Source organism: Sphingomonas sp. PP-CC-3A-396 (assembly GCF_004343105.1).
GTDB lineage: Bacteria > Pseudomonadota > Alphaproteobacteria > Sphingomonadales > Sphingomonadaceae > Sphingomonas.
Genome location: NZ_SLYF01000012.1, coordinates 36785 through 53240 on the forward strand (window position 1 = coordinate 36785; position 16456 = coordinate 53240).

Consider the following 16456-nt stretch of genomic DNA (forward strand, 5'->3'; position numbering starts at 1 on the left):
GCGTTCGTAACCGCATGAACGCCAACCCGCTATCGATCCGAGACCAGACCAAGAGTAGCATCGTAAGGCAGGTACGGACCCTGTTTAATGATCGGGCACGCGGCGAGGAGCCGGTGACGCGCAGCGACGATGCGCTGTTTCCGACCGACTCGATGATCTGGCGCGTGCATGGCGATGTTGTCAGCATGATGGTAGGCGGCGTCACCGCGCTGCTGCTTCAGATGCTGCATCCTGCAGTTCTGGCAGGCGTCTGGGACCATTCGAACTTCCGAACCGACATGCTTGGCCGGCTGCGGCGCACTGCCCGGTTCATCGCTGCGACCACCTATGGTGAGCGGACCGAGGCCGAGGCAGCGATAGCGCGAGTCCGCGCGGTGCACGCGCACATCGGCGGCACGCTTCCTGACGGTACGTCCTACCGGGCCGACGACCCAAACTTACTGGCGTGGGTCCACATATCCGAGGCGTGGTCCTTCCTGGCTGCCTGGCAACACTATGGGGATCGTCCCCTCATACCCGCGCAGGAGGATCTTTATTATGCCCAGTTTGCCACCATAGGCGCCGCACTGGGTGCCGACGCTCTCCCGCGGAACCGTGCAAGCACACATCAGGCGCTTCGCACCATGCAGCCGGTGCTGGTCGCAGACGGTCGCACGCGCGAGGTGGCGCAGTTGGTCCTTGCTCAGACACCGAGCAACCCTCTGGCGATACCGCTGCAACGGATCGTCGCGCAGGCGGCGGTGGACCTTCTCCCGAACTGGGCACGTCGGATGCATTGTCTGAAGGCTTCGCCAATATTTTTGAAACCGGTCGTCCGGTCCGGTGCACGACAAATGGCGAAAACGTTGCGCTGGGCCTTCGACGGGACTTGAATCCGAATACCCGGACGTGGACGCTTCTAAAGCGCATGGTGGTCGTGCGGTTGGGGTCATTGGCCCGCGGGCGAAGGGCAAGGTCTGGGCGAGCCGGATTATCGCGAGCCGCGCATCGAAGTATTGCAATGGCCTGGCGGAATTACGGCGGCCGACCTGCCCCTCCCAATCCTGACCGAGCTACCAGATAACGATATTCGTGCAGTATGTCGGCCGAGATAGCAAACTCATTGATCCAGATTGAGATGGCCAGGATCGCTGGAACATTGCCCATCCGTGCCGGTTCGGTTTGTAGCGGTGGGTTGAACGCGCCGCAGCCCCCAGGAGAATGTCATGACAAAGCTTCTTACGCTCGCAGCCATGATCGCACTGCCCACCGTCGCGGCCGTCGCGCAGGCACCGATGGCCGCGCCGACCTATGTAATGAAAGCGGGTGCCGGCGATCAGTATGAAATCCAGTCCAGCCGTTTGCTGCTCACCTCGACCAAGAACGCCAAGCTGCGTTCGTTCGCATCGATGATGGTCACCGATCACACCAAGTCGACCGCGGATGTGAAGGCGGCTGCAATGCGCGCTGGCCTGCACCCTGCGCCGCCCAAGCTCGATGTTATGGGCACGAAGAACGTCGCGGCCTTGCGCGCAGCCACCGGGACTGCGCGCGACCGGTTGTATGTCGAACAGCAGAAGTCTGCGCATCAACGCGCGCTGACACTGCACCAGACCTATGCACAATCCGGAACGGCGGCGCCGCTCAAGACGGTCGCGGCCTCGATTGCGCCGGTCGTGCAGACCCACATCACCGAGCTGTCCACGATGTGACCGACGCGCGATGGCCGGCGATTGCACCTGCGCGCCGGCCATCGCTGCATCAGGACCTGGCGCCGCGCGCATCGACAGGAGATCAGACATGAACGATACCAACCCACATAGCGACGACGCGCCGCCAACCACGTGGAAACGCGGCGATTCTCTCGGGGCGGCTGCTATTTCAGAGCGCAAGGACGATGCGATCGTCGCGCGTGCGGTCACTATCAACCGGCCCGTTGCCGAGGTGTTCACCTATTTTCGCGACTTTGCCAATCTGCCGACGTTCATGGAGAACGTCGAACGGATCGACATTCTGAGCGACACGCGGTCGCACTGGGTCGTGAAGGCACCCGCCGGCAAGACAGTCGAATGGGACGCGGTCGTGACCGAAGAGGCACAGGACAGATTGATCGCCTGGACGTCCGAGCCTGGTGCCGATGTCGCGAACAGCGGCCGGGTGGAGTTTCGTGATGCAGGCGCGCGGGGTACGGTCGTCACCGCGACCATTGCCTATGATCCGCCCGGCGGAATCGTCGGCAAGCTGATCGCCAAGATGTTTCAGCGTGAACCCGCGATCCAGGCGCGCCGGGACCTGCGCCGCTTCAAGCAATTGATGGAAACCGGCGAGATCGCGACTGCCGCGATGAACCGCAAGCAGCATGAAGAGGAACTCGCCTGATGCGCGCTTTGGCCTGGCACGGTAAACACGACGTGCGCGTCGATACCGTCGACGATCCCGAAATCGTCAATCCGCGTGATTGCATCATCAAGGTCACCGCAACCGCGATCTGCGGCTCCGACCTGCATCTGTACGACGGGTACATCCCGACGATGCAGGCGGGCGACATTCTCGGCCACGAATTCATGGGCGAGGTCGTCGAGGTTGGCGCCAGGTCGACGCTCAAGAAGGGGCAGAAGGTCGTCGTCCCGTTCACGATCGCGTGCGGCAGCTGTTATCACTGCGGCAAACATCAATATTCGGCGTGCGACAACGGCCTCCCCGCCGACAACCAGGATATTGCGCAGGAGCTGTACGGCCAGCCGATGTCCGGTTTGTTTGGATACAGCCACATGACCGGCGGTTATGCGGGCGGCCAGGCGGAATATGTCCGCGTGCCATTCAGCGATGTCGGCCCGATCGTAATTCCCGACGGCGTCGAGGACGAGAAGGTGCTGTTCCTCTCCGATATCCTGCCGACCGGCTGGATGGCGGCGGAGAATGCACAGATCGAACCGGGCGACACCGTCGCGGTGTGGGGCTGCGGTCCGGTCGGGCTGTTCGCGGTGCAGTCGGCGTTTCTGATGGGCGCCGAGCGCGTCATCGCGATCGACCATTTCCCGCGCCGGCTCGAGCTGGCAAAGAAGTTCGGCGCCGAGACGATCAACTACGAGGAAAGCGCGGTCTACGAGGCGCTGATGGTGATGACCGGTGGGATCGGTCCCGATGCGGTGATCGACAGCGTCGGGCTGGAGGCGCACGGCTTCTTCGTTGACAACGTGCTCGACCAGATCAAGGCGTCGACCTTCCTCGGCACCGACCGCGCGCATTCGATCCGCCAGGCGATCATCGCCTGTCGCAAGGGCGGGCGCGTATCGATGCCGGCGGTCTATGGCGGGTTCATCGACAAGTTCCCGCTCGGTGCGCTGATGGAGAAGGGACTGACGCTCAAGACAGGCCAGACGCACGTCCAGCACTATATGCCCGCACTGCTCAACGCGATCATGGAGGGCAAGATCGACACGACCTTCCTGATCTCGCACCGGATGGACCTGGAGGACGCGCCCAAGGGCTACGACATGTTCAAGAACAACCAGAACGAAGTGACCAAGGTCGTGCTCAAGCCCGGCTTCAACTGACTTTGCTCCCCTCCCTGAAAGGGAGGGGCTGGGGGTGGGTTGGCTCGTAGGTAAATCGCAGCCCTCACCCCGAACCGACCCACCCCTGCCCCTCCCTTCCAGGGAGGGGTGAAGAAGGAACACGACATGGCCGATAAATTCGCGATCATCACCGGGGCCTCGACGGGCATCGGTTTCGAACTTGCCACGCTCGCGGCGAAGGACGGCTACGACATCCTGGTCGTCGCCAACGAAGCGCTGATCCAGTCCGCTGCCGCCGACTTCAAGCAATTCGGCACCGAGGTCGCCGCGGTCGAGGCGGACCTGTCGACGATCGAGGGCGTTGATGCGCTGCTTGCCGCGACCAACGGGCGGAAGGTCGATGTGCTGTGCGCCAACGCCGGACACGGTCTCGGCCACGGTTTCCTTGACCAGACAGTCGACGACTGGCGCAACGTGATCGATACAAACATCACCGGCACGCTGTACCTTCTTCAGAAGGTGATGCCGGCGATGGTCGCGCGTAATGACGGCAAGGTGCTCGTGACCGGGTCGGTCGCAGGCTACATCCCCGGCGCGTTCCAGGCGGTCTACAATGGCTCGAAGGCGTTTATCGACAGCTTCACCGAGGCACTGCGCAACGAGATCAAGGACGCGGATGGCGTCACGCTGACGACGCTGATGCCGGGGCCGGTCGATACCGAATTCTTTGACCGTGCCGACATGAACGACACGTCAGTGGGCACAGATCCGAACAAGCGGGATCCGGCCGATGTCGCCAAGGACGGCTGGGATGCGCTGATGAGCGGGAAGGCGTCGGTCTTCTCGGGTTTTATGACGAAGGTCCAGGGTGTGCTCGCCAACGTCGTCCCCGGTTCGGTACTTGCCGAACAGCATCGGAAGATGGCCGAGCCCGGTAGTGCCAAGGACTGATTGGCGGCAAAGCTCGGGGTGCCCAGCCTCGATAGGATTGGGCACCCCGACGATGATGGGGAAATTACAGATGGCGGCACCGTTGACGGCTCGGCGATCGGTCGTCGTCATCAGCGACTGGGTCGATGGGCGGCATCCCGGACACGACCGCCCGTCACCCGCCGTGCTGCCAGCACACGCAGTCGATTCGGCCAGCCAGCCGTGGATCGGCGATCTCGTCCCCACTGACGTGACGGGCGGGTATCTGGAGCGGTTACCGCTAGCGCTGGTCGCCGCGGGTATCGTCGATCAGGCCGAAATCTGGCATCATTGGCGCGGCGCGGACGAGCCTCCATTCCGCAGGGACAACGCGGTTCTGGCACGTCGCGCCTTCCGGATCGACGACGAGCGCGCGCCCTTCGCATCGTCGCAAATGATCGCGTTCGTCGAGGCATTCGGCGCGCCGCATATCCTCGTCGTATTTGGCTTGGGCGTCGCGCCCGACCTGCTCGAACTCTGCGCGAACAGCATCATCCTCTACAATTCGATCGACGCGCCGTCGCTGCGCGTACCGCCCGAAGTCAGCGAGCATTTCGATCTCGTCATTACCGGCGCGCAGTGGCAGTCGGACGAAGTCGAGGCACGCCACCCCGGCATGTGCACCGCGATCCTGCCGGTCGGGCCTGAGTTCGCCGCGATCGACCAGTTCCGTCCGCTCGGCACACCCAAGGATTTCGACCTGATCTACGTCGCCGCAGCGCAGCCGTACAAGCGCCACGACATCCTATTCGATGCGCTCGCGCAGCTTCCGCGCGACATCCGCGCGCTTTGCGTGTTCGGATACGGCGAGAATGCCGACGCACTCCGCCACCGCGCGCAAGAGCAGAACCTCGCGATCGAGTTCGTCGGACCGCCGGGCGTGCCTATCGAAGAGGTCAATCGCTTGATGAACCGCGCCAAGTTCGGCGTGGTCTGCGGCATCGACGACGGCGCACCCGCGATCCTCACCGAATACATGCTCGCCGGCCTGCCGGTACTCGCCAATGCGGAATTACGCTGCGGATTGCAGTTCATTATGCCCGAGACCGGCATGACCGCTTCGACGACCGGGTTTGCCGATGCGATCCTTACAATGCGTGAAACCTACGCCGAATTCCGGCCCCGCGACGCCGTATTGGAACGTTGGACTTGGCAGCATAGCGTTGTGCGTTTGGGTGCGATTATCCAGCAAATACATGATGCAAAGCAATTACATTTGCATAGTCAGGTCTGAGGCGTGGGCTTAGGTTCGATCGACAACGCGGATAACCGCGGATTTGCGGATTGGAAGAGCGTGCACGGTACCGGACCTATTCTCACGCCCTCGAAGTCCGACGATGCCGCCCCGCCGCCGCTGATCTGCTTCTCGCACCTCCGCTGGGATTTCGTCACGCAGCGCCCTCAGCATCTGATGAAGCGGTTCGCGCAGGCCCAGAGCGTGTTCGTTTGGGAAGAACACATCCCCTGCGACCACCCGCTGCCGTTCCTCGAACACCACCCCTTCCCCGCCGATAACGTGATCGCGTTGCGCCCGCGGCTGCCGCATTGGTGGGGCGCGGAGCAGGTTGAGGCGGGTTTGCGGCAATTGCTCGACATGCTGGTCGCGACGAGCATTCGCGCCAAGCCGGTGCTCTGGTTCTACACCCCAATGATGCTCCCGTTCGCCGAGCATCTGGACGCCGCCGCGGTCGTCTACGACTGCATGGACGAACTGTCAGCGTTCCGCTTCGCGGACCCCGCCCTGCTCGACCGCGAAGCCCAGTTGCTCGCGCGCGCCGACCTCGTCTTCACCGGCGGCTACAGCCTGTACGAAGCCAAGCGCGGCCGCCACCGCGACGTCCACGCCTTCCCCTCGGCTGTCGACGTCGGGCACTTCGCCCAAGCGCGAACCGGCAACACCGAACCCGAGGACCAGCGCCACATCCCCGGCCCGAAACTCGGCTTCTTCGGCGTCATCGACGAACGCATCGACCTCGCATTGCTCGACGCCGTCGCTGCGCAGCGCCCCGACTGGTCGTTCGTGATTATCGGCCCGGTCGTGAAGATCGACCCCGCGCACCTGCCACGCCGCGCCAACATCCACTGGCTCGGCGGGCGCGGCTACGACGAACTCCCCGCCTATCTCTCCGGTTGGGACGTCGCGCTGATGCCGTTCGCGATCAACGCCGCGACCCGCTTCATCAGCCCGACCAAGACACCCGAATATCTCGCCGGCGGCCTGCCCGTCGTCTCGACGCAGATCGTCGATGTGATCCGCCACTATGGTGACGCAGCGGCCGTCTCGATCGCCGCCGACGCGCCCGCGTTCGTCGCCGCCTGCGAGGCAGCCCTCGCGCTTCCCCGCGAAGGCGCATGGCGCGACGAAGCCGACCGCCTGCTCGCCACGCAATCCTGGGACCGCACGCAAACTGCCATGGCAACCGAGATCGACCGCGTCTTAAACGGGAAAAAATACGCTCCCGCCCCGAAACGCGAACGTTACGACACGCTGATCGTCGGCGCAGGGTTCGCCGGCGCGGTCCTAGCCGAACGCCTGGCCAGCGACAGCGGTCAGCGCGTCCTCGTCGTCGACCGCCGCCCGCACATCGGCGGCAACGCGTATGACGAGCACGACGCGGCGGGCGTGCTGGTCCACCGCTACGGCCCGCACATCTTCCACACCAACTCCGCCGACGTGTTCGACTATTTGTCGCGCTTCACCGCATGGCGCCCGTACGAACACCGCGTCCTCGCCAGCGTCGACGACAAGCTCGTGCCGATGCCGATCAACCGCACCACGCTTAACGCACTCTACGGCCTGTCGCTCGAGGACGACGCGGAAGCCGCCGCCTTCCTCGCCAGCCGTGCGGAATCGGTCGAGGACATCCGCACCTCCGAGGACGTCGTCGTTGCGGCAGTCGGCCGCGATCTCTACGAGACGTTCTTCCGAGGCTACACGCGAAAGCAATGGGGCCTCGACCCGTCCGAGCTCGACCGCGCCGTCACCGCGCGTGTTCCCACCCGCACCTCGACCGACGACCGCTATTTCACCGACACATTCCAGGCGATGCCCGCAAACGGCTACACCCGGATGTTCGAGGCGATGCTCGATCACCCCGGCATCACGCTCGATCTCGGCGTCGAATATCGCGACGTGATCGACCGCATCGACGTCGACCACATCGTCTTCACCGGCCCGATCGACGAGTATTTCGACTTCCGCTTCGGCAAGCTCCCCTATCGCAGCCTCCAGTTCCGCCACGAGACGCACGACGTCGCGCAATTCCAGCCGGTCGCGGTCGTCAACTATCCCGACGAAGCCGTGCCGCAGACGCGCATCACCGAATACAAGCATTTGACCGGCCAGCTCCACGCGAAGACCAGCATCAGCTACGAATTCCCGAGCGCGAAGGGTGACCCCTATTACCCGATCCCCCGCCCCGAAAACCAGGCGCTGTTCAAACGCTACGAGGCACTTGCCGATGCGGAGGAAGGCGTGACCTTCGTCGGCCGCCTCGCGACGTACCGCTACTACAATATGGATCAGGTCGTCGGCCAGGCGCTCGCCACCTATCGCCGCATGGTCGCGAAATCTGCCGTCCTCGAAACCCCCGTGATGGCCGCCGAATGACCCGTATCTGCCTGCTGACCGACAGCCTTGCCCCGTCCGGCGTCGGCGCGCACATGATGACGCTCGCCGAAGGATTGGGCGAAGACGAGATCGTCGTCGCCGCGCGTCCCGGCACGGGCCTGCTCGAACACGCCGCCGCCAAGGGTTATGCAGTCAAGGCGCTCGACGACGATGCAGGCCTCGCTCGCTGGCTAGACCGCGCCGCGCCCGACATCGTCCACGTCCACGCCGGCATAGGCTGGGAAGGCCACGCCGCCGTCCGCGCCGCGCACGCCGCTGGCGTTCCGGTTATCCGCACCGAACACCTCCCCTACCTCCTCACCGACCCCGCGCAGCGCGACGAACACCGCGACACCTCGGCCGCGCTCGCACGCCTGATCTGCGTCTCGGACGCGGTCGGCGACAGCCATCGCGCAGCCGGCGTCGATCCGGATTTGGTCGCAACGATCCACAACGGCGTCGGCGCGCACAAACCCTCGCGCTCCCGCGAAGCCCTCCGCAGCGAATGGGGCGTCGCCGATGCCCCCGTCCTGCTCATGGTCGCGCGCTTCGCCGAGCAAAAGGGCCACGCGCTCCTGCTCGACGCGTTGCCCGCAATCCGGGCCGCACAACGGGACGTGATCGTGCTGCTCGCCGGCGAAGGCCCCCTCCTCACCCAGACTGCACGCGCCATTGCGGCAAAGGGACTGGCCGGCACCGTCCGCATGCTCGGCACCCGCAACGACGTCGCCGACCTGATGACGCTCGCGGACCTGCTAGTCCTGCCCTCCGCGTTCGAGGGCCTGCCGCTGGTCGCGCTCGAAGCGATGGCCGCCGGCCTCCCCGTCGTCGCCACCGTTGCACCCGGCAATGCCGAAGCGATCGAGGACGGCGTCACTGGTCGCCTGACCGCCGCGGACCCGGCCAGCTTCGCCGATGCGATCGTCACGATGCTAGCCGACCGCGACAGCCTGAAAACAATGGCCAGCGCCGCGATCGAACGCCAGCAAGACCTGTTCTCGGCCGATCGCATGATCGCCGACACGCGCGCGGTCTACGCCGCCGTGCAAGACCACAACACAAAGGGAGACGGCGTGGAGCGGACACGGATCGGGTTCATCGGCGCGGGCGGCATCGCCAATCGCCATTTCGGCGTACTGGAGCAGTTCGACGACGTCGCGATCGTCGCGGTCGCCGATGTCGACATGTCGCGCGCGACCGAAGCCGCCGCCCGCTACGGCGCGCGCGCCTTCGACGATGCGTCCGCGATGCTGGCCGCGGTCGAACTCGATGCGCTCTACATCTGCGTGCCCCCGTTCGCGCACGGCGAACCCGAACGCCTGGCGATCGAGCACAAGCTGCCGTTCTTCGTCGAGAAGCCCGTCGCGCTAGACCTCGGCACCGCGGAGGACGTCGCAGCCGCGGTCGACCGGCTCGGTCTCGTCACCGCGGTCGGCTATCATTGGCGCTATCTCGATACCGTGGATGAGGTGAAGGCGCTCCTCTCCGCTACCCCCGCCCGCCTGCTCTCCGGCTATTGGATGGACTCCACGCCGCCGCCGCGCTGGTGGTGGAAGAAGGACGCATCGGGCGGCCAGATGCTCGAGCAGACGACGCACCTCGTCGATCTGGCCCGCTATCTCGTCGGCGACGTCGTCCGCGTATACGGCCAGTCGGGCCATATCGACCGCGCCGCCTTCCCCGGCCTGGATGTAGCAACCACCAGTACCGCGATGCTCACCTTCGCCAGCGGCGCGATCGCCAACTTCGCGTCGACCTGCCTGCTCAACTGGAACCACCGCGTCGGCCTGCACCTGTTCGGCGAAGGCCTCGCGATCGAACTCACCGACCGCGACGTGATGATCGACATCGGCCGCGGCCGCCCGGTCCGCGGCACCGGCAGCGACCCGGTCGTGCTGGAGGATCGCGACTTTATCGACGCGGTGCGCGGGGGCGAGAACCGCATCCGATGCCCCTACCCCGCCGCGCTCGAAACGCTCCGCCTCGCGCTGGCGATCGAACGCTCCGCCGTCGAAGGCCGCGCGATCGACGTCCGCGAGCGGGAGGTGATCCATGTCTGAGTGGCGCCACGTCCGCTCGCTCGGAGTCGAACGTCCCGGTCAGGCGTATTTCTTCGGCTATGACGAAGCGCCTCCGGGCGACGGTCAGGTCCGGCTCGACCTGCTCTACACCGGGTTCTCCGCCGGGACCGAACTCACCTTCGTCAAGAACAGCAACCCGTATCTCCACTCACGCTGGGACGCAGGGCGCGGCGTGTTCGTCCCCGGCGAGCCGAGCGCGCACTATCCGGTGCCGTTCCTCGGCTACATGGAATGCGCGCGCGTCAGCGACAGCCGGGTCGACGATTTCGCCAACGGCGACGTCGTCGGCACCGTTTTCGGCCACAAGACCGGCCACACCGCGGACCCGTTCAACGACCTGCTGACCAAGCTCCCGCCGGAGCTCGATCCGATCCTCGGCATCTATATCGGCCAGATGGGTCCGATCGCCGCCAACGGCATTCTTCACGCGGACGTCGAATTGCTGGGACCCAACGTCGTCAACCTCGGCGACGGCATCCGCGGCCGCCCCGCTTTGGTGATCGGTGCAGGCATCGTCGGCATGTTGACCGCGCTGTTCGCGCAAGCCGCCGGCGCCAGTGAGGTCGTGATCGCCGACCCGTCCCCCTTCCGCCGCCTGCGCGCCGAATGCCTCGGCATCACCGCGATGACCGAGGACCAGGCCTGGGCCTACGCCAAGGCACGCTGGCTCCACGGCGGCGACGATCGCGGCGCGGACGTCGTGTTCCAGACCCGCGCCGATGCCGCCAGCCTCCACGCCGCGATGCGCGCGCTGAGACCGCAAGGCACGGTGATCGACCTCGCTTTCTACCAGGGCGGCGCCGACCGGCTCCGGCTCGGCGAGGAATTCCACCACAACGGCCTCTCCTTACGCTGCGCGCAGATCAACCGCGTCCCGCGCGGGCTAGGCTTCCAGTGGGACCGCCGCCGCCTCGCGAACGAAACGGTGAAGCTCCTCCTCGCCCGCGGCCCCGAGATCCGAGCGCAGCTCATCACGCATGTCGTGCCCTATGACGACGCCCCCGCCTTCATCGCCCGGCTGGTCGGCGAGCGGCCCGAATTCCTCCAGATCGTCTTCAAGGTCGGCGATTGAGTACCGTACTCACTGCCGACGCCCGCCCGATCCGCATCCTGTTCGTCTTCGCCTGGCTCGTCGTCGGCGGCGAGGAAACGGAGGTGCGCTTGCTCGCCCAGGCGCTCGACCCGACGCGCTACCGGATCGAGGTCGTCGCGTGCTTCCGAAAAGACGGCATGCCCGAGCAGACGCACGCGCAGTTGGAAGCGATCGGCGTGCCCGTAGATCGCACACCCTACGCGCTCGGCTTCGACGAGACCGTCGCCTACCTCGCGAGCAAGCTGCCTGCGTACGACGTCGTCGTCTCGTGCCAGAACGTCGCCGACATCTATCCCGCGCTCGAACGCATGCACCTCCGCCCGCCGCTGATCGAGCATGGCGGCCTCGTCTCCGAAGCGCTCGCCGGCCCCAAGCATCTCACCGCGCGCTATGTCGGCGTCTGCGCCTCGATCCGCGACGCCGCCGCCGGCCGCATGCCCGGCCGCGAACACCACGCGATCGAGATCCCATCGATGGTCGACACGCGCGCCTTCGACCCCGTGCGCCGCGCCCCCATCCGTGCGACGCTAGGGATCGCCGAAGACGTACCGTTGATCGGCTGGCTAGGCCGGCTCGACCCGAAGAAACGTGTCGAGGACTTCATCGAAGCCGCCGCAGTCGTCCATGCCCGCCACCCCCGCGCGCGCTTCGTGGTGATCGGCGGACCGGACGCCTTCATCCCCGAATACGCCGCCGCCCTCCGCAACCGAGCGCATGCCCTTGGCCTCGACACCGCGCTGACCTTCCTCGGCGACCGCGACGACGTGCCCGACCTGCTCGCCGCGCTCGACATCTTCGTCTGGCTCTCGCGCGGCGAAGGCATGCCGCACGTCATAGCCGAAGCCGGCGCCGCACGCCTCCCCGTCATAGCAACGCGCGACAACGGCTCCGAACAACAGATCGTCGACGGGGTGAGCGGCCTGTTCGTGCCCCATGAAGACCCGCCCGCGGTGGCTACCGCGATCACGAAACTCATCGAAGAACCGGCACTCCGAACCCGCCTCGGCACCGCCCTCCGCGCCAAGGTCGACAGCGAGTACGCCGTCGCCGCCGTCGTCCCCCGCTGGGAAGCCCTGTTCGCCGAAGTCCTGACCGACCGGCCACCCCTCCCCCGCCCGACCGGCCTCTTCCGCAGTTTCCTGCAAGGCGGCTTCGAATCCTCTACCCACCGCCGCGCGTACGACCGCAAGCGCGTCGACGTCATCGCCGCCAGCCATCACGACACCCTTGCCGCGCATGACTATAGCGAACTCGCCAAGCTCGGCATCCTGACCGTCCGCGACGGCCTGCGCTGGCATCTGATCGAACGCGAGCCCGGCCGCTACGACTGGTCCAGCCTCGACCGCCAGCTGGAAGCCGCCAAGGCGGTCGGCACCGAAGTCATCTGGGACCTGCTCCATTACGGCTGGCCCGACAACATCGACATCTGGACGCCGACCTTCGTCACGCGCTTTGCGGCCTTCGCCGCCGCCGCCGCGCGCCATATCGGCCCGGCCGCGCCCGGCGAGACCCGCTTCTACGCCCCCGTCAACGAGATCTCGTTCTTTGCCTGGGGCGGCGGCGACGCAGCCTATCTCAACCCCTTCGCACGGGGTCGCGGCTACGAACTCAAGGTCCAACTCGCCCGCGCCTCGATCGCCGCGATGGAAGCGATCCTCGCGATCGACCCCGCGGCGAGGTTCGTCCACGCCGACCCGGTCATCAACGTCATCACCGATCCCGCCCGCCCGAACGACGCCCCCGCCGCCGAAGGCCACCGCCTCGCGCAATACCAAGCCTGGGACATGATCGCCGGCAAGGCTTGGCCACAGATCGGCGGTCGTCTGGCGCTCCTCGATATCGTCGGCGTCAATTTCTACCACAACAACCAGTGGATCCACGGCGGCCCGCCGCTAGCGTACGACCACCCCCTCAGCCGCCCCCTCCACGCGATCCTCGCCGACGCCTATGCCCGCTACGGCCGCCCGATCTTCATTGCCGAAACCGGGATCGAGGGCAGCGCCCGCCCCGCGTGGCTTCGCATGATCCTGCGCGAGGTGAGGATCGCCCAATCACTCGGCGTGCCGGTCGAGGGAACATGCCTCTACCCGATCCTCGACCACCCCGGCTGGGACGACGACCGCTACTGTCCCAACGGCCTCCTCGCCTGCTCGCCGATCGTAAGCAACCGTATTCCACATGCCGCACTCGCAGACGTCATTCGGACTCGGCCACTTTTAGTAAATCCAGAGAGTGCCTGAACTAAAGTACGCTCGTATCTTCAAGGCAAACCTTCAGCATGTTTAGGTTTTTCAGCAAAAACTCGATTCTTGTGTAGCAGACTGCCGCCAGCTCTCTCGAAAGTATTTCAAATATACAATATTATTTAAGTCGACGCTGGGGTAGCTCAGCACAACTGCTCATGTCTCAGATTAATAAGTAATTCCCATATTTTGCGAAATTTCTCTTAAGCTGGATTTTGAACTTGAACGTCGAGATGGTTCGCATCGACACCTGCGATGTTCTGAGGACGGCAGATCGTAATTCCAGTAGCGCGCCACCTTTCGAATCAGGTTTCAATTCCTTTTTAGTAATAAGTATTACTCGAGCGGCTTCGGCTGCCTTGCAAGCGGAAGCCTTCTCTCGCTTACCCCACTCCAAAGCGACCGCTTCGCAACCCAGTGGGACGAGCGTTCAAGGCACCAAACGACGCGTAAACAAACGTCTATTTGTCTTTGAACGCTGGATTAAAGTCTAACAGCGGACGGGGCTTTCTACTAACAGCAGCCTGTTGGGCCCATGCCCCAAAGCCTGAACGAACGTCTGCTTACGATCATCGCCTTCCGAAGGCGGCCGGGCTGCAATCCACCAGAAATGCAGACGTTCCGCAACGCCGGATGATGTAAGCCGCGCGCCGTTAGAAACCTACGCCTTCACTCGCCTCAGCTTTCTTCGTCAGGCCCACAATCGAATCTGCCAGCGGCGAGATCGGCAAGTATGGGATTGCCGAAGACGACACGGCGGTCTTCGGGTACTTCGCCGAGATCATCCGGATGCCATGTGAGGACGCCCGACCTGCCACCCTGCGCACGCTCGATTCGTGAAAGCTGAGCTGCGGACACACCAGAGTGCCGCGAGAGCTCGGCTAACGACAGCCGAGAGCCTTGCGCTCGAGGCGCAGGCGCTGACAAAGCTGATAAATCTTCGTGCCTTGAAGGCTACCGTCGAACAAGAGCGCTGGACGACCACTGTCACCAGCGATCGCCACCTGCGGCCAATCGATTTCCAGTTCCTCCATGATCCGGTCAAGCGTGGAGCCTTGCGGCCAGGTGTGTCCGTTTTCGATCCGCGACAAGGCTACCCGGCTTATCCCGACCCTGCAGGCTAGTTTATGCTGGCTTATCGGGTCTACAACACCGCGCACCCCGGTACGATGATCCTTGAGGATCTGCCCCAGGTCGGCGCGCAGGTGGCTGAAGCCTTTTGGCAGTCGCATTCGGGCGAGGGGACGTTCCGTCTTCATGAAAGACCAATGATGACGACTGTATGTAGATTTCGGGCACGCCCGGTGACGGCCGTCCCAAAACGTCGCTATGGCCGTCGCCCGGATCATATTGGCACAACCTGTCGATGCGCAAGACGCATTAGCCGAGCTTGTACGCCTGCTGGCACTACAGGCAGCGGCCGAACATCATGCGCGCATGCAGGATTCCCGTGCGGCAAGAGCTGTGAAACAATAAGCCATGCTCACGACCACGCACCGCCGCATCGCACTCTATGGCCGGCACTCAACCGCCATGCAGTCGGCGTCGTCGAGCGCCGATCAGGTCGCGTCCTGCGCGCCGCTGGTCGGCTATCTTGGCGGCACCGTGACAGCGACGTGGCTCGACCCGGAATTGTCGGGGTACCGTCGCGACCGTCCCGGGCTCCGGCAGTTGCTGCGCGCAGTGGAAACGGGCGAGATCGACATCATCGTGTGCGAGGCCCTCGATCGGCTGGCGCGCGATGCCGAGGACGTGGCCTGGCTGGGCAAGAAGCTCGCCTACCACAGGGTCCAGCTACATACAGTGAGCGAAGGCCATGTCGACGAGATCAAATTTGCGGTCGCCGGCCTGCTCGGCTCGATCTTCCTCAAGCATCTGGTCGACAAGACGTTGCGCGGCATGGAGGCTGCCGTACTCGCGGGGCGGTTCGCCGGAGGGCGAGCCTATGGCTACAAGCGCATGGTCCGGCTAGATGCTAAGGTCGAAGTACAGCGCGGACTGCTCGAAATCGATGAAGCGCAGGCTAAAGTGGTCCGCCGTATCTTCGCGTGGTTTGCCGCGGGGCTTCCTCCATTCAGATTGCCACACGCCTGAACGAGGAAGGCGTGCCCGGCCCGGATGGCGGGCAGTGGAACGCCTCGACGATCCGCGGCGCCCCGACCAAGCTGGTCGGCATCCTCAATAACCCGCTCTACGCGGGTCGGCTGGTTTGGGGCCGCCGGCAATGGCGCAAGAACCCGGACAGCGAGAAGCGCGAACGCCGCTACCGGCTCCGCGATCGTACGGAATGGGTCGAGGTGGCGGTGCCAGAGCTACGCGTCGTTGACGACGCGCTGTTCGACGCGGCGCATGCCGAGATCGAGCGCCGCAAGCGTGCGCCACAGGCAGCCTCGCCAGCCGGCCAAACCCGCGCGCGGCATCTGCTGTCGGGCCTCATCCGCTGCAGCTGCTGCGGTGCCAATTACACGATCAGCGGCAAGGACTATTACCGCTGCGCGGGGCAGAAGGAGCGCGGCACGTGCGGAAACCGCGTGTCGGTACGCAAAGGTCCACTGGAGACCGCGACGCTGGCGGTCCTCCAAGAGCATATCCTGGCCGACGAGCATGTGCGCGTGTTCATAGAGGAGTTCGAGCGCGAACTGCAGCAACTGACACGCCAAGACACGGGCCAGCATGACGCTGCGCAAAAGCGCTTGAAGCAGGTCACCACCGAGATCGAGAATCTGTACCAGAACCTGCTGGCTGGCCTCGCCAGCCCGGCGCTGCGCGCGATGATCGCCGAACGCGAGGCCGAGAAGGTGCGACTGAAGGCGCGCGGAGGCGCCGTACACGATCGCAAGCCGACCGCGATCCTCTTGCCGCATCCGGTACTCGTCGAGCAGTTTCGGAGCAAGGTCGCCTCGCTCCGTCAGTCGCTGGACGACGCCTTGATCCGAACCGAAGCAGCCGCAGTGCTTTCGGCA

13 protein-coding genes are annotated in these 16456 nt (G+C 64.8%); 12 read left to right on the forward strand and 1 reads right to left on the reverse strand.

What is annotated here, in order from left to right; translation table 11 throughout:
• Nucleotides 1–14 precede the first annotated feature (14 nt).
• The 10 genes from C8J40_RS18930 (at nt 15) to C8J40_RS18970 (ending at nt 13490) form a co-directional block, all read left to right on the forward strand.
• Nucleotides 15–872 (forward strand): oxygenase MpaB family protein, encoded by an 858-nt coding sequence (locus C8J40_RS18930; RefSeq protein ID WP_132898338.1) that lies wholly within the window; start codon nt 15–17, stop codon nt 870–872.
• A 333-nt stretch (nt 873–1205) separates the two neighbouring features.
• Nucleotides 1206–1691 (forward strand): DUF4142 domain-containing protein, encoded by a 486-nt coding sequence (locus tag C8J40_RS18935; RefSeq protein WP_243693504.1) that lies wholly within the window; start codon nt 1206–1208, stop codon nt 1689–1691.
• 88 nt (nt 1692–1779) lie between these two features.
• Nucleotides 1780–2358: an SRPBCC family protein gene (locus tag C8J40_RS18940; protein WP_132898339.1), complete on the forward strand. Its 579-nt coding sequence runs from the start codon at nt 1780–1782 to the stop codon at nt 2356–2358.
• Complete coding sequence (locus C8J40_RS18945; RefSeq protein WP_132898340.1) at nt 2358–3536, forward strand: zinc-dependent alcohol dehydrogenase; 1179 nt, start codon at nt 2358–2360, stop codon at nt 3534–3536. Before C8J40_RS18940 ends, C8J40_RS18945 begins: the two co-directional genes overlap by 1 nt.
• Nucleotides 3537–3662: 126 nt before the next feature.
• Nucleotides 3663–4448: an SDR family NAD(P)-dependent oxidoreductase gene (locus C8J40_RS18950; RefSeq protein ID WP_132898341.1), complete on the forward strand. Its 786-nt coding sequence runs from the start codon at nt 3663–3665 to the stop codon at nt 4446–4448.
• 70 nt (nt 4449–4518) lie between these two features.
• Nucleotides 4519–5700, forward strand: a complete 1182-nt coding sequence (locus C8J40_RS18955; RefSeq protein ID WP_132898342.1) for a glycosyltransferase family 4 protein — start codon at nt 4519–4521, stop codon at nt 5698–5700.
• A 3-nt stretch (nt 5701–5703) separates the two neighbouring features.
• The gene (gene glf / locus C8J40_RS18960) at nt 5704–8076 is read left to right on the forward strand and encodes a UDP-galactopyranose mutase (RefSeq protein ID WP_243693505.1); all 2373 of its coding nucleotides are present in this window, start codon (nt 5704–5706) and stop codon (nt 8074–8076) included.
• On the forward strand, nt 8073–10136 hold the full coding sequence (locus C8J40_RS20605; protein ID WP_207901275.1) for a glycosyltransferase: 2064 nt from the start codon (nt 8073–8075) through the stop codon (nt 10134–10136). The genes glf and C8J40_RS20605 overlap by 4 nt, the downstream gene beginning before the upstream one ends.
• The gene (locus C8J40_RS20610; protein ID WP_207901277.1) at nt 10129–11229 is read left to right on the forward strand and encodes a zinc-binding alcohol dehydrogenase; all 1101 of its coding nucleotides are present in this window, start codon (nt 10129–10131) and stop codon (nt 11227–11229) included. The genes C8J40_RS20605 and C8J40_RS20610 overlap by 8 nt, the downstream gene beginning before the upstream one ends.
• Nucleotides 11226–13490: a glycosyltransferase family 4 protein gene (locus C8J40_RS18970; protein ID WP_132898343.1), complete on the forward strand. Its 2265-nt coding sequence runs from the start codon at nt 11226–11228 to the stop codon at nt 13488–13490. The genes C8J40_RS20610 and C8J40_RS18970 overlap by 4 nt, the downstream gene beginning before the upstream one ends.
• A gap of 884 nt (nt 13491–14374) precedes the next feature.
• Here the strand turns inward: C8J40_RS18970 and C8J40_RS18975 are convergent.
• Complete coding sequence (locus tag C8J40_RS18975; protein WP_165911515.1) at nt 14375–14752, reverse strand: helix-turn-helix transcriptional regulator; 378 nt, start codon at nt 14750–14752, stop codon at nt 14375–14377.
• Between the two features lie 220 nt (nt 14753–14972).
• Here C8J40_RS18975 and C8J40_RS18980 point away from each other — a divergent pair, with 220 nt between their 5' ends.
• Both C8J40_RS18980 and C8J40_RS18985 read left to right on the forward strand, forming a co-directional pair.
• Nucleotides 14973–15587, forward strand: a complete 615-nt coding sequence (locus C8J40_RS18980; protein WP_132898345.1) for a recombinase family protein — start codon at nt 14973–14975, stop codon at nt 15585–15587.
• An 11-nt stretch (nt 15588–15598) separates the two neighbouring features.
• Nucleotides 15599–16456 (forward strand): recombinase family protein (locus C8J40_RS18985; protein ID WP_243693506.1); only part of this gene is annotated, 858 nt, incomplete at its 3' end.

Bases quoted from the DNA above. Each gene is read 5' to 3' on its own strand.
- C8J40_RS18975 (WP_165911515.1), bottom strand. From the start codon at position 14,752: ATGAAGACGGAACGTCCCCTCGCCCGAATGCGACTGCCAAAAGGCTTC.
- C8J40_RS18935 (WP_243693504.1), top strand. From the start codon at position 1,206: ATGACAAAGCTTCTTACGCTCGCAGCCATGATCGCACTGCCCACCGTC.
- C8J40_RS20605 (WP_207901275.1), top strand. From the start codon at position 8,073: ATGACCCGTATCTGCCTGCTGACCGACAGCCTTGCCCCGTCCGGCGTC.
- C8J40_RS18930 (WP_132898338.1), top strand. From the start codon at position 15: ATGAACGCCAACCCGCTATCGATCCGAGACCAGACCAAGAGTAGCATC.
- C8J40_RS18955 (WP_132898342.1), top strand. From the start codon at position 4,519: ATGGCGGCACCGTTGACGGCTCGGCGATCGGTCGTCGTCATCAGCGAC.
- C8J40_RS18945 (WP_132898340.1), top strand. From the start codon at position 2,358: ATGCGCGCTTTGGCCTGGCACGGTAAACACGACGTGCGCGTCGATACC.
- C8J40_RS18980 (WP_132898345.1), top strand. From the start codon at position 14,973: ATGCTCACGACCACGCACCGCCGCATCGCACTCTATGGCCGGCACTCA.
- C8J40_RS20610 (WP_207901277.1), top strand. From the start codon at position 10,129: ATGTCTGAGTGGCGCCACGTCCGCTCGCTCGGAGTCGAACGTCCCGGT.
- C8J40_RS18940 (WP_132898339.1), top strand. From the start codon at position 1,780: ATGAACGATACCAACCCACATAGCGACGACGCGCCGCCAACCACGTGG.
- C8J40_RS18950 (WP_132898341.1), top strand. From the start codon at position 3,663: ATGGCCGATAAATTCGCGATCATCACCGGGGCCTCGACGGGCATCGGT.